Origin of the sequence: Methylobacterium frigidaeris (assembly GCF_022179185.1) — a bacterium.
Taxonomy (GTDB): domain Bacteria; phylum Pseudomonadota; class Alphaproteobacteria; order Rhizobiales; family Beijerinckiaceae; genus Methylobacterium; species Methylobacterium frigidaeris.
Genome location: NZ_BPQJ01000086.1, coordinates 1 through 12,641, shown reverse-complemented (window position 1 = coordinate 12,641; position 12,641 = coordinate 1). Strand labels below are relative to the sequence as shown.

Genomic DNA, 12,641 nt, shown 5'->3' with positions numbered 1-12,641 from the left:
CAAACGCCGACACTGCACTAACTTTGAACTTGGACCACCTCGTGGGGGCCGATCAAACTCGCCTACAGCGGAGCAGAAAGGACAATGCGGTTGGTGCGCCTACGTGCCCGACGTCGCGGACGTCGAGCCTGCCCGTTCAGCGCAGGGGTAGCAGATCAGGTTGCAAGAGCTGGATCGTCCACTGAATGGACAAAGCCGTAGGGGAGGCGGACAGGATCGCAAGCTGCCCCTCCCAGGGTCGATGGATCTAGACCTTTATCCTGTACGTAGGACGGACCTCCGATATGAGCGCTCTGCTATGGCTGGCAGGTGGACGGCAGGATGCGCAGCCAAGGATTGGTCGAGGGCTGGAGGAGCTTGGTCGCGTCGGCCGTCCAAAGGTATCACCACGCAGCCGGGTGCGACGCCAGACCTTGGCTGCCCGGAGACGAGGCGCATCAATGAGCGCTTTGATGAGAGGTTCAAGCGTGGGAGGCATTGATGAGCACGTTCCACCTGCACCGCGGCTGGCGCGAGCCAGACGGCCTCGTGACTGCTCACGCTACCTCGGGGCGAGTCATACAGGCCGCCAGTCCCTCTGACGCCGTGAGCGTGGCTCTGGCGGAAGGCGACTTCCTCGTCACCGACAACACCAACCTCGTGTGGCTCATCGACGAGCACGGAGCCCTGGTCTGGTCGCTGCGGTTGGACGGAGAGAACACGAAGCCGAGCCCCTGAGCGACCGGTTTCAGCGTTTGGCAACCACGTTGGGACGTGCAGCCGCGGGTTGTGCAACCGCGCCTATTTTGGCAGCATGGAGTTCCTTGGGAACCCGGCGCAGGCACTGTGTGCCAGGAGGGCCAATGCTGAGCCCCCTCATCCAGAAGCTCGGGATACGCTTCCGACTATCAGATCACGATAGAACGGCGTTGCAGCAGGTAAACGGCAGGATCGTCTCGGTCGGCGCTCATCAGGATCTGATCGAGGAGGGCGAAGCCTCCGATCACGTCACCTTCATCCGGAGCGGCTTCGCATGCAGGTACAGGATCCTTCCTGACGGTGAGCGGGCCATCATCGCCTATCTGGTTCCCGGTGACGCCTGCGACCTCTACGCTCCGCTTCTCGGTCGTATGGATCATGCGGTGGCGACCCTCACGCGCTGCGACGTGGCGGTCGTGTCGAGGCAGGACCTTGGCATGCTCACGTCGGATCACCCATCCATCGCAGACGCGCTTCACGTCTCGGACCTCGTGGACGAGGCAATCTCACGCGAGTGGCTGGTCAGCATGGGACGCCGCTCGGCCGAGAAGCAGATTGCCCACCTCCTCTGTGAGTTGCTGGCTCGGCTTCAGGTGGTCGGATTGGCGACTTCCGACAGCTACGAGTTCCCGATCACGCAGGCGGATTTGGCCGACGCCTCGGGTCTCTCAGTCGTCCACACCAACCGCGTTCTTCAGACACTTCGTGCCGAGGGTCTGGTTGTGCTGAGACACAAGAACCTCTTCATCCCTAACCTGAACCGCCTGCACGCATTCGCCGGCTTCGATACCAATTATCTCCACCTCCCTCCAACTTCGAACCATCCGGCGCGCATGCAGTTCAAGTCTGATCCGGTCCGGCTTCAGTGAACATTGCCGTCGTCAAATGTCTTGGAGGTGCGGCTCGGGTCAGTGCTCTCGCTGCTGAATGAGCGTGCCGAGTTGTGCCGGCAGCTTTCTGAGGGCGCGCTGGCCCAGGGGCAAGATCCAGCCACGCTTGAAACAGCCCGCAAAAAGGTCCTCCCGAGAGCCGAGACGATCCGGGTCCTGCTGGAGAGCGATTGGGAACAGCTAGATCCGAAACTCGGCCTATCCTGACCAGCGGGCCGAACTGATTACCCGGCCTCTATCCTGCTAGGTCGCGGCCCGCCGGTGCGGAACCCGCGCTACAGCAATCCTTATAGCTTACAGAAATTTGAATTTGTGGAATTTGTACTTTATCAATCGTAAACAGATCGAACCTTATTTTGGCACTGTTTTACGGCTATGGCCGATATAAGCAGGTCAATCTTTAAAAGATTGAGCTGACAGCGGACTAGTCACCCGCCGGTTATGCATAGCTCCTTTCTTAGTGAGCTAGATGCTGCAAACGAAGGCGTCCCGGGCAACCGGGACGCCTTTTCACGCGCTCATAACTCACAGGTTGCGAGCAGCCGGACACCAGTCGCTCCAGGCAGGGCCGAGACCCAGATCGTAAACGAGTCTCCGGCGTTCGCCCTAAAGGTAAGTCTCTGCTCAGGCTTGCATTTGATGCAATGCTGGCAGATTTTTAATGCAAGTCGCCCGGACCTGTGCCATTTCAGCGCGCTGCCATCTCAGGATCATCTTCATATCTGGTGGCGGTGAATGGCTGACGAGCGCAAGCGGCTTGTGGACGTAGTAGTCACCGAAATTATTGAGCAAGAAGGCTTGGCCCGCGAACTGGCCGAACTTGCCTTTCTGGCAAATCAGGATGGCCACCAGGCCACGGCACAGATGTTCACCCAGATCTGCCGCCAGCGTCGCGTGAAAAACATGGAGCTGCGCGGAACGCTCGCGGTCCTTGGGATCAGCGACAGCGAGCCGGCTGGGGACGCCGAATAGCGCAGTTCATCAGCGCGCTCTGCCACAGCCCTTAGCCGGTTATTTCCTGGCGCTCAGGGTGACATTCGGCATCCAGGTTCAGCCGGACCGTGCAGAGCTCCACACCCTGCTCATCGCGGACAATCGCCACGAAGTCGCGCTTGCCGTCAGCGGGGGGAGCCTCCCGGCCGATGTCGGGCAGTGCCGCAATCGCCGCGTCACGCGCGGCCTGCAGGCTCTCGTACTCCTGCCCCTCCTCATCCTTCAGCCACAGCGCGCCGTCCTGGAAATCGAGAAAATAGCGGGGCATCACGAGGCGCAAGCTGGAGAGATCGAAACCGTCTGGACCTAGAAACCCTTCGGCGGCTGATGGTTACATCGGATGGGCCGCGTGGCGGTCCGCCTCATCCAAGCCAATGAAAGTCGCCAAACTTCCGGGCATTTGTGCACTAGTGTACAGACGGGCCGGCTAGCGTTGCGGTAAGGGTCGTGGGCAAAGCCCCAGGAACGATCCGCCACTGCCGCCATGCCCCCCGACATCGATACCCTGCTCAGCGGCAACCTGCTCCTCAGCGCTCTTCGCCTGCCCGATCAGAGTCTGCTCAAGCCTCACCTCGAGCTGAAGGATTACCGCCGCGGCGAAGCGCTCTTCGAGGCCGGCGAGGACGTCAGCTTCATCTCGTTCCCTCTGGGCCAATGCGTGGCTGCCCTCGTCATCGGGCTCAAGGACGGTCGCGCCGTCGAGACCGCCACAGTCGGCCATGAGGGCGCGATCGGCGGCGTGGTCAGCCAGGGCTCGCTGCCGGCCTTCAGCCGTGCCGTGGTGCAGGTCCCGGGCCGGGTGCTGCGCATCGAGGCCCCGGTGCTGCAGCAGATCAAGCAGACCTCACCGGGCCTGCGCAACCTGATCACCCGCTACTCCGACTGCCTGCTCGCCCAGGTACTGCAGTCGGTCGCCTGCAATGCCAGCCACACCATCGAAGCGCGCTGCGTTCGCTGGCTGCTGAGCTTGCAGGATCGCCTGGACACCAACGTGTTGCCGATCACTCATGAGGTGCTGGCCGAGCTCCTTGGCGTGCAGCGCTCCTATCTCACCCGCACGCTGCGGACCCTGCAGCAGCAAGGCCTGATCCAGGTCCGGCGCGGACGCATCATTCTCGTCAGCCGCCCGGCCATGGAAGAGGCAGCCTGCGAGTGCCACGGTGCGGTCAAGCGGCACTTCGAGGCGGTGCTCGGGGCGGTCTACAATGCCAACGGCACGCTGGTGTCGCTACGTGCCACCGCGGCATCCAACAACTCCATGTCTCAGGCCATCTGAGCCGGTACCCTCATGGAACATAACCGGTTGCCCGCACGTGATCGTCCTATGGAGCAGGCTAAGCCCCTGATGGATGAAGGCGCGCGTCTTCAGGCACTGACCAGTTACGGCATTCTCGACACGCCGCGTGAGGCTGACTTCGACGGCATCGCGGAACTGGCGGCCGAGATCTGCGGCACGCCCATCGCCGTAGTCAACCTGATCGGCGACGGACGGCAGTTTTTCAAGGCCGAGGTGGGCCTTGGCGTGCGTGAGACGCCTCTGGAGACCTCGTTCTGTCGCCAGGCAATCCTGCAGGAGGATTTCCTGTACGTGCCCGACGCGACCAATGACGCCCGCTTCAAGAGCAACCCTCTGGTCACCGGTGAACCGGGCCTGCGCTTCTACGCAGGCGCTCTGCTCAAAACGCCGGAGGGTCATCCGATCGGCACGGTGTGTGTGCTCGATACCCAGCCACGGACGCTGACCGACCGCCAGCAGAAGACCCTCAAACACCTGGCGCGCCAGGCCATGGCGCAGCTGGAGCTGCGCCGCACAGCGCGCATTCAGCAGGCCGAGAAGGAGCTGCAGGACCGGATCCTGGAGAGCGCGACCGACTACGCGATCATCGCGATGGACCGGAGCGGACGGGTCACCCGCTGGAACGCCGGCGCCGAGCACATCCTCGGCTGGCGCGAGGACGAGATGCTGGGTGAGCTGACGCACCGGTTCTTCACGCCTGAAGACCTGGCTACGAAGCAGCCCGAGATCGAGATGGGTACGGCGCTGGAGCACGGCAGCGCCCCGGACGAGCGCTGGCACGTCCGCAAGAGTGGCGAGCGGTTCTGGGCCAGCGGCGAGATGATGACGCTCAAGGCCGAGACCGGCGAGATCCAGGGCTTCCTGAAGATCCTGCGCGACCGCACCCAGCAGCGTGAGGACGCGGCCGAGCGCAGCGCCGCCGAGCTGCGGTTCCGCTCGCTCGTCGAGGTCAGCCCGCAAGTGGTCTGGTTCGGTGACGCCGCTGGCAACATCACCTACTGCAACCCGACCTGGTACGAGTACACTGGCCTGACCCCCGGCGACACCAGCGGCACCGGCTGGGCCAGCGTCATTCATCCCGACCACCGAGAGAGGGTGCTCGGCGTCTGGATGCACGCGGTTGCGACTGAGGGCCACTACGAGGTCGAGATCCCATTTCGCCGGGCCAGCGATGGCCAGTACCGCTGGTTCCTCGCGCGCGGCAAACCCATACGCAACGCGGCCGGCGTGCTGGAGAGCTGGATCGGCATCGCCGTCGACATCCACGAGCGCAAGCAGGCCGAGCAACGCTTCGAGGCGCTGACCGAGCTGGCGCCCTCGATCATCTGGTTCGGCAACCCGGACGGCAGCCTCAGCTATCTGAACAACCGCTGGTACGAGTACACCGGGCAAACGCCGGAGCAGGCCTTACCTCTGGGCTGGGGCGAGGTGATCCACCCGGACGATCTGTCTGGCCTGCTGAAGGTGTGGGAGGACGCACGCACGCGTGAGGTCCTCTATGACACCGAGGCTCGTCTGCGGCGCCACGACGGCGCCTACCGCTGGTTCCTGATCCGTGCTGAGCCCCTGCGCGATGAGGGCGGTAAGGTCGTCGGCTGGCTCGGCAGCGACAGCGACATCCACGACCGTCGCGATGCCGAGCAGGCCTTGCGCGAGACCGAGGAGCGCTACCGGCTGGCCTCTCGCGCCACCAATGACGCGATCTGGGACTGGGATTTTGCCAGCGACCACATCCGTTGGAACGAGGCCGTGCAGACCCTGTTCGGCTACGCGGCCGACGAGGTCGGACCGAGCGGCTCCTGGTGGAAGTCCCACATTCACCCGGACGACCGGGAGCGAGTGAAAACCAGCATCTACGCTGTCATCGATGGATGCACCGACCACTGGATCGACGAGTACCGCTTCCTGCGCGCCGACGGCTCCTATGCCGACATCTTCGACCGCGGCTACGTGCTGCGGGACACCGAGGGTAAGGCGGTGCGGATGATCGGCGCCATGCTCGACATTACCGAGCGCAAGCGGGCTGAGGAGCACCAGCGCCTGCTCACCGGCGAGCTGCAGCACCGGGTCAAGAACACCCTGGCGATGGTCCAGGCGATCGCCAGCCAGACCCTGCGCGGCGCGACCGACATCAACGAGGTGCGTGAGGCCTTTGCCGCTCGCCTGATCTCGCTTGGACGGGCGCACGACATCCTTACCCAGGCCAGCTGGACGGCGGCCCCCATCGTCGAGGTGATCGAGGGCGCGCTCAGTGTGCATCGGCAGTCAGAACCCTCGCGGCTCCGGATCAGCGGGCCTAACGTGCTGCTGGCCGCCCGCGCGGCCCTGGCACTGGCGCTGGCGCTGCACGAACTCGCGACCAACGCCGCCAAGTACGGCGCGCTCTCGAACGAGAGTGGTGTCGTGGAGCTGCGCTGGCACGTCGTGCACGAAGGAGACGCGCCGCGGTTCTGCCTGACCTGGTCCGAGCACGGCGGCCCGCCGATCCTGATCCAACCGACACGCCGCGGGTTCGGCTCGCGCCTGATCGAGCGCAGCTTCGCGGCCGAGGTGGGTGGCGAGGTCAAGCTTACCTATGCGCCGACCGGGCTGGTCTGCCGTCTGGAGGCGCCGCTCGCCTCCATGCAGGAGCAGCGTAGCGAGGTTGCGGCTTAGCTGCGGCTCCCGTTCGTTGGGGATTGTGTACAGCCGAGCTGAAACATTGCTGCAGGTTACTCCATGGGGATGGAATGAGCCTGCCAGAACCCGTTCGTCGCCACGCTGTGGCTCTCGTGGCCGAAGATGAGGTGCTGCTGCGGATGGAGGCCGCTGACCTTCTCAACGACGCCGGGTTCAGCGTCTTGGAAGCCGGCAACGCCGAGGGCGCCCTGCGTTACCTGGAGCGGCATCCGGAGGTGCAGCTGCTGTTCACCGATGTGCAGATGCCGGGCGCCTGTGATGGGTTCGCGCTTGCCCGCGAGGTGGCACGGCGCTGGCCGCACATCGCGATCGTGGTGGTGTCGGGCGCGGCGCGGCCGGCGCCCGGCGAACTGCCGGACAAAGCGCGGTTCTTCAGCAAGCCCTACAATCCCACGCTGGTCCTTGGAACCGTGCAGGAGCTGCTGGCGGCATGAACGGACACCTCAGGCGTTGCACGCCAGGCGTGCTGTCGTGTAAACGGTCCGCCCGCTGAGACCAAGACCTTAACCATCTCCGGTCATTCTGCTCCGCATGCCTTCATCCCCTGCCACCGTCATCGTTCTTGTGGTCGAAGATGACGACCTCGTGCGGCTGATGGCCGTCGACATGCTGGAGGATGAGGGTTTTACGGTGATCGAGGCGGCCAGCGCCGATGCCGCCTGGGCGACCCTGGAGGAGCGCGAGGACATCGCCATCCTGTTCACCGATATCGAAATGCCCGGCTCGATGAACGGGCTGGATCTGGCCAGCCGCGTTGCGGAACGCTGGCCGCATATCCGTCTGGTGATCACCTCCGGCCGCATGCGGCTCGCCAACCGGGATGTGCCCGATCACGGGCAGTTCGTGGCCAAGCCATACCATTCCGATCAGCTGCTCAGCGCGTTCGGCCACGCCTAAAGTCCCTCGACGCTGCAGGGAGTTCCCTGCCCTGGCGCATTATCCCCGCCTTCCACAATCAATTTTAACCGTTCAATTTATGGACCCGTGTCCCTGCCTGCACGTTCTTACGAGAGCGCCGGCCGCTGCCAAGCTGCCGGGAACCAGATCAAATCGTCAGCGGGAGACAGGATTACATGGCAAACAAGCAGAAGACTTTGCAGGACGCGTTCTACGAGACGCTCAAGGATGTGTATTACGCTGAGCGCCAGTCGGTGAAGGCGCTGAAGAAGTCGGCCAAAGCCGCCGAGCACGAGGAGCTGCGCCAGGCGTTCGAGACGCACGCCGAGGAGAGCGCCAATCAGGTCGAGCGCCTGCAGCAGGTGTTTGAGATCATCGGCAAGCCGGTGCGCGGGAAGACCTGCGAGGCGATGCAGGGTCTGACCGCCGAGATGGAAGAAGACCTGGAAGATTTTGGCGATAGCCCGGCCGCCGACGCGGTGCTGGTTGGCTGCGCCCAGGCGGTCGAGCACTACGAGATCGCCCGCTACGGCACCCTGAAGACTTGGGCGAGCCAGCTCGGCTACGAGGATGCCGCCAAGCTGCTGGATGAGACCCTGCAGGAGGAGAAGAAGACCGACGAGCTGCTTACCCAGATCGCCGAACGCATCAACGTCGAGGGCTCTGAGGTTGAGGCTGACGGCGACGAAGACGGCGAGACCAAAGGCAAGGGCCGCCGGAAGGCCGCCTAAGCAACTGGGCTGATGCAGGGGCGCCGCATGGCGCCCCTTTTCTTATCCGGCCGACCGCATCGGCTCGGTCTTAGCCGTGCTTGGGCCGGAACGGCACAACCTCCGCTTCTGGACGGAGACTCATTACCAGTGCGCGGGCGAGCTCAGCCTGCTCGAAGGGTTTGCCCAGGCGCACGACCCCCATGATTTTGTCCTCGGGGAGTTCGGCGTATCCACTGGCCAGGATCACTGGCAGGTCAGGGTGATCCGCCTTGAGCGCCTCGAGGAGCTGGGTGCCGGTCATCCCGGGCATCATCTGGTCCGTGATCACGAGATCGAGGGTCTCTGAACGACGCAGGATCCGCAGGGCCTGCTCACCCGACGAGGCTTCCAGCACCTTGTGGTTGAGGTCTTCCAGCATGGCGGCGGTGTTCATCAGCACGAGTGGATCATCATCGACCACCAGCACCGTCATGGTTTTGAGCGCCGGAAGGTTCGGAGCCGGCGCCTGGTCCTCACCGAGCAGGACGCCTGCCTCAGCGACCGGCAGCCACAACTCAGCAGTCGTGCCCTGACCTTTGGTGCTCTTGAGCACCAGGCGTCCGCCCGACTGTTCGGCGAACCCATGGATCATTGAGAGGCCCAGCCCGGTGCCCTTGCCGACCCCTTTGGTCGTGAAGAACGGCTCGGCGGCCCGCGCGAGGGTCTGCTCGTCCATACCCTCACCGGTGTCGGTGACCGACAGGCACACGTAGTGACCAGGCCCAAGCCCGGAAACCTCGTCGGTGCCGACCTGAGCCTCACGGGCCGCGATCATGATCGTCCCGCCTTTCGGCATGGCATCACGCGCGTTGACCGTCAGGTTGAGCAGTGCCAGCTCCAGCTGGCTGGCATCCACGAAGGCGAGCGGCAGCTGCAGCGGAAACTGCGTGCTGACCGGAATATTGGAGCTGATCGAACGCTGCAGCAGCTCGGCCATGCCGCGCACCAGTGCCGGCACATCAACGGGGGCTCGGGTCAGCTCCTGCCGGCGGGCAAAGGCGAGCATGCGCTTGGTCAGCGTGGCGCCGCGCTCGGCTGCCTGGATCGAGTTCTCGATCAGCTGCCGGAGTTTGCGCTCGGGCGGCAGGTGCTTGCGGGCCAGATGCAGATTGCCGATCACCACGGCAAGCAGGTTGTTGAAGTCGTGGGCTACGCCACCCGTGAGCTGCCCGATGGCCTCCATCTTCTGCGCCTGGATGAACCGCGCGCGCGTCGCTTCGAGTTCCTGCTGCGCGTTGCGCCGTTCTGTGACGTCACGGGTGATCTTGGCAAAGCCGACGAGCTCGCCGTGCTCGCCCCGGATTGGATCGATGACCACGTGCGCCCAGAACCGGGTGCCATCCTTGCGCATCCGCCAGCCTTCGGCTTCGAAACGACCTTCGCTCGAGGCGGTCCGGAGCGCTCGCGCCGGCAGGTCCGTTGCCCGGTCCTCGTCGGTGTAGAACCGGGAGAAATGCTCGCCGATGATCTCCTCGTCGGTGTAGCCCTTGAAGCGCTGCGCCCCACGGTTCCAGCTCGACACCTTGCCCAGCGGATCGAGCATGTAGATGGCGTAGTCCTGCACGCCCTGGACGAGCATGCGGAAGCGCTGCTCGCTCTGGCTGAGGGCCTCCTGCACGGCCTTCCGGTCGCTCAGATCGCGCGTGATCTTGGCGTAGCCAACCAGCTGGCCGTCGTCGCCGCGGATGGGATCGATCAGGACATGGGCCCACATCAGGCTGCCGTCCTTGCGGACGCGCCAGCCTTCCTGCTCGAAGCGGCCCTCGGTGGCGGCGATGTGCAGCGCGCGGGCGGGAAGACCGGTTGCCCGGTCCTCCTCCGTATAGAACCGCGAGAAGTGTTCACCCATGATCTCAGCTTCAGTATAGCCCTTGAAGCGCTGAGCCCCACGGTTCCAGCTCGCGACATTGCCCTGCGGGTCGAGCATATAGATCGCATAATCAACAATCGCTTCAACCAGGACCCGGTAGCGATCATCGCGCAGCGCGACCGCTTCGAGGCTCTTGCTGGTCATTATGACTTGGCCTTGCTGGGTGCTGGAGGAGGGTTGATCGGCAGCCATAGGTGCCTTCCTACCATGACAACGCCCAGCTGTCGTGGATCTCGCGTCAGGAATGCTGGCGGCTGACCCACGTCTCAGACGCTCTCGACCAACCATCTGGCGTCAAGTGTAAGGGAGGCCGTGAAGAGGTCCTGGCCTGCCTCGTTGCGCATCAGCACCGAAACCTCTCGGCTGTCGCCTGCGTCTAATAATCCTGCGCTATGTCAGGTAGAACCTTGATCGCAGCGTCTCGGGCAGCATGTGCGTTGGGGAACTTGCTTCCCGTGTCGTCAGCGATCAGCTGACCATCCTCAATATCGAAAAAGAAAAGAGTCATTGCATGCTCCACATTTGAGCCGGGAGTGCGCATGTCTCGCAGTCGCCGACAGGCTGGGATCGATATCAACGATCCTGCTTTCGTGCCCTGACAGAGGGCAGAGCGCGCTAACATAAAGCCAGAACGACGGCTTCATTTATGCCGGAATCAAATTTTCTGAAGGCGACCCAGTAATTGCTATGCTCGCTGCGTCGCCCCAATCCAATCTGGCGCTGACTCACTTCGGGTCTTGCGGGGGCGGGAGGTGCTCCGGTGCTGCCAAGCCGGAACACGGTGACCTGTCGCCGATGGTGCGCTTCATTGACACGCCCTATTCCCCTGGAATGGTGCAGCAGTACACACGGCCGAGCTACGGGCGGAACAATCTTGACCACAGTCCGTTGCGCCTCCTAGGCCTAGCCTAGGATGGAGTTGCACTCCCTCCAGCCCCAGCGTCACCAGGCGCCTGAGGCTACCTGCAGAGTTCCGAGACGCACCCGACGAAAGATCCCTCACGTGCCGCATTCCCGGCAGCCCCTCCAGTCCTCTCCCGAAGCTTCTGAGCCGTTACAGACGCTTCGCCGCGGTGGTCAGCTGTTCGAGACCGAGCGGCGGCTCAACGCGGTGCTGAACAACGCCTCGGTCGCCATCTTCCTGATGGATGACCGCCAGCACTGCATCTACATGAACCGCGCTGCCGAGCTGCTGACCGGCTACACCCTTGATGAGGTGCTCGCGCGCGATTGCCCGCTGCACGACATCGTCCACCATACCTACCCGGATGGACGTCCCTTCCCTCTGGCCGAGTGCGCCATCGACCGCGCCTTCCCGCAAAACAACCAGGAGAAGGGTGAGGAGGTGCTCGTGCACAAGGACGGTAGCTTCTACCCCGTGGCTTTCACCGCCAGCCCGATCCGTGACGACACCGCCAACATCATCGGCACCATCATCGAGGTGCGCGACATCACTGAGGAGAAGGCCGCAGCCGAGCGCCAGCGCCTGCTCATCGACGAGCTGAACCACCGGGTGAAGAACACGCTGGCCACCGTGCAGGCCCTCGCGGCGCAGAGCTTCCGCGACACCGATCCCACCGCTCAGGGCGTGTTCAATGCCCGCCTGGCCGCGCTGTCCAATGCGCACAACGTGCTGACGGCCGACAATTGGCAGAGCGCCAGTCTGCGCGACGTGATCGAGCGGTCCCTTGCGCCCCATCTGCTTGCCGAGGTGGATGCACGCCGCTTCCAGCTGAACGGGCCGGATGGCCGTCTGCATCCGAAGGTGGCGGTCACGCTCGCTATGGCGCTGCATGAGTTGATGACCAACGCGGCCAAATACGGGGCGCTCTCCGTGCCGGCGGGGCACGTCACGGTGGACTGGTCGCTGCAGTCGGACGAGGCCGGAACACAGCGCCTGTCGCTGATCTGGCGGGAGCATGGCGGCCCGCCGGTGGCGCCCCCCGCCCGCAAGGGGTTCGGTTCACGTCTGATCGAGCGCCAGCTTACGCGGGAGTTCGACGGCCATGCGACGATTGCCTACGACCCCGGTGGTGTGATCTGCCGGCTCCAGATCCCGCTCACCGCGTTGGGCTGGTATGGACAAGAGAAAATTGAGGGGCAGCCGGCACGATGAGCGCGCTTGAGGGCCGGCGCGTGCTCCTCGTCGAGGACGAAAGCCTCGTGGCGATGCTGGCCGAGGACATGCTGCTCGATCTTGGCTGCGACGTTGTTGTGGCGATGCGCTTGGAGCAGGCCCTCACGCAGCTGCAGGGTGGTGACTTCGATCTAGCTGTGCTCGACGTGAACCTCGGTGCGGCGCGCAGCTACCCGGTGGCGGATGAGCTCTTCGCGCGCCGGATCCCGTTCCTGTTCGCGACCGGCTACGGTCTGGAGGGCGTGGACCCCGTCTACCGCGTAGTGCCGGTGGTCCAGAAGCCCTACCAGCAGGCGCATCTGCAACACCTTCTGGAGCACCTGCTGACCTGTAAGCTCGACTTTGGCCATTCATGCCGCGTTGCAGAGGGCGTAGGCCCAGGGCGGGG

General features: G+C 64.0%; 13 protein-coding genes. 10 read left to right on the top strand and 3 right to left on the bottom strand.

Annotation, left to right across the window (positions count from 1 at the left end; genetic code table 11):
- Window positions 1-480 precede the first annotated feature (480 nt).
- The 3 genes from MFF64_RS35615 (at window position 481) to MFF64_RS35605 (ending at window position 2,600) form a co-directional block, all read left to right on the top strand.
- On the top strand, window positions 481-717 hold the full coding sequence (locus MFF64_RS35615; protein ID WP_238193754.1) for a hypothetical protein: 237 nt from the start codon (window positions 481-483) through the stop codon (window positions 715-717).
- A 125-nt stretch (window positions 718-842) separates the two neighbouring features.
- Window positions 843-1,607 (top strand): Crp/Fnr family transcriptional regulator, encoded by a 765-nt coding sequence (locus MFF64_RS35610; RefSeq protein ID WP_238193753.1) that lies wholly within the window; start codon window positions 843-845, stop codon window positions 1,605-1,607.
- A 756-nt stretch (window positions 1,608-2,363) separates the two neighbouring features.
- Window positions 2,364-2,600 (top strand): hypothetical protein, encoded by a 237-nt coding sequence (locus MFF64_RS35605; protein ID WP_238193752.1) that lies wholly within the window; start codon window positions 2,364-2,366, stop codon window positions 2,598-2,600.
- A 31-nt stretch (window positions 2,601-2,631) separates the two neighbouring features.
- Here MFF64_RS35605 and MFF64_RS35600 read toward each other — a convergent pair whose 3' ends face one another.
- Window positions 2,632-2,892 (bottom strand): DUF6894 family protein, encoded by a 261-nt coding sequence (locus tag MFF64_RS35600; protein ID WP_238193755.1) that lies wholly within the window; start codon window positions 2,890-2,892, stop codon window positions 2,632-2,634.
- A 213-nt stretch (window positions 2,893-3,105) separates the two neighbouring features.
- Between MFF64_RS35600 and MFF64_RS35595 the strand changes: the two genes are divergently transcribed.
- The 5 genes from MFF64_RS35595 to MFF64_RS35575 all read left to right on the top strand — a co-directional run bounded on the left by MFF64_RS35595 (window position 3,106) and on the right by MFF64_RS35575 (window position 8,225).
- A complete protein-coding gene (locus tag MFF64_RS35595; protein WP_099901015.1) occupies window positions 3,106-3,897 on the top strand; it encodes a Crp/Fnr family transcriptional regulator in 792 nt (263 codons plus the stop codon).
- A 48-nt stretch (window positions 3,898-3,945) separates the two neighbouring features.
- A complete protein-coding gene (locus tag MFF64_RS35590; protein WP_238193751.1) occupies window positions 3,946-6,573 on the top strand; it encodes a PAS domain S-box protein in 2,628 nt (875 codons plus the stop codon).
- A gap of 74 nt (window positions 6,574-6,647) precedes the next feature.
- Window positions 6,648-7,031 (top strand): response regulator, encoded by a 384-nt coding sequence (locus MFF64_RS35585; protein WP_207767997.1) that lies wholly within the window; start codon window positions 6,648-6,650, stop codon window positions 7,029-7,031.
- 97 nt (window positions 7,032-7,128) lie between these two features.
- Window positions 7,129-7,494 (top strand): response regulator, encoded by a 366-nt coding sequence (locus tag MFF64_RS35580; protein ID WP_238193750.1) that lies wholly within the window; start codon window positions 7,129-7,131, stop codon window positions 7,492-7,494.
- Between the two features lie 176 nt (window positions 7,495-7,670).
- On the top strand, window positions 7,671-8,225 hold the full coding sequence (locus tag MFF64_RS35575) for a YciE/YciF ferroxidase family protein (RefSeq protein ID WP_238193749.1): 555 nt from the start codon (window positions 7,671-7,673) through the stop codon (window positions 8,223-8,225).
- 70 nt (window positions 8,226-8,295) lie between these two features.
- Here MFF64_RS35575 and MFF64_RS35570 read toward each other — a convergent pair whose 3' ends face one another.
- Both MFF64_RS35570 and MFF64_RS38750 read right to left on the bottom strand, forming a co-directional pair.
- Window positions 8,296-10,260, bottom strand: a complete 1,965-nt coding sequence (locus MFF64_RS35570; RefSeq protein WP_238193748.1) for a hybrid sensor histidine kinase/response regulator — start codon at window positions 10,258-10,260, stop codon at window positions 8,296-8,298.
- A gap of 232 nt (window positions 10,261-10,492) precedes the next feature.
- Window positions 10,493-10,624, bottom strand: coding sequence for a DUF6894 family protein (locus MFF64_RS38750; RefSeq protein WP_438823124.1), 132 nt, complete (start codon window positions 10,622-10,624; stop codon window positions 10,493-10,495).
- A 495-nt stretch (window positions 10,625-11,119) separates the two neighbouring features.
- Between MFF64_RS38750 and MFF64_RS35565 the strand changes: the two genes are divergently transcribed.
- Both MFF64_RS35565 and MFF64_RS35560 read left to right on the top strand, forming a co-directional pair.
- Window positions 11,120-12,232: a sensor histidine kinase gene (locus tag MFF64_RS35565; protein ID WP_238193747.1), complete on the top strand. Its 1,113-nt coding sequence runs from the start codon at window positions 11,120-11,122 to the stop codon at window positions 12,230-12,232.
- Window positions 12,229-12,641, top strand: a 413-nt coding sequence (locus MFF64_RS35560; protein ID WP_099900478.1) for a response regulator, incomplete at its 3' end; no start/stop codon positions are given. The genes MFF64_RS35565 and MFF64_RS35560, both read left to right, overlap by 4 nt.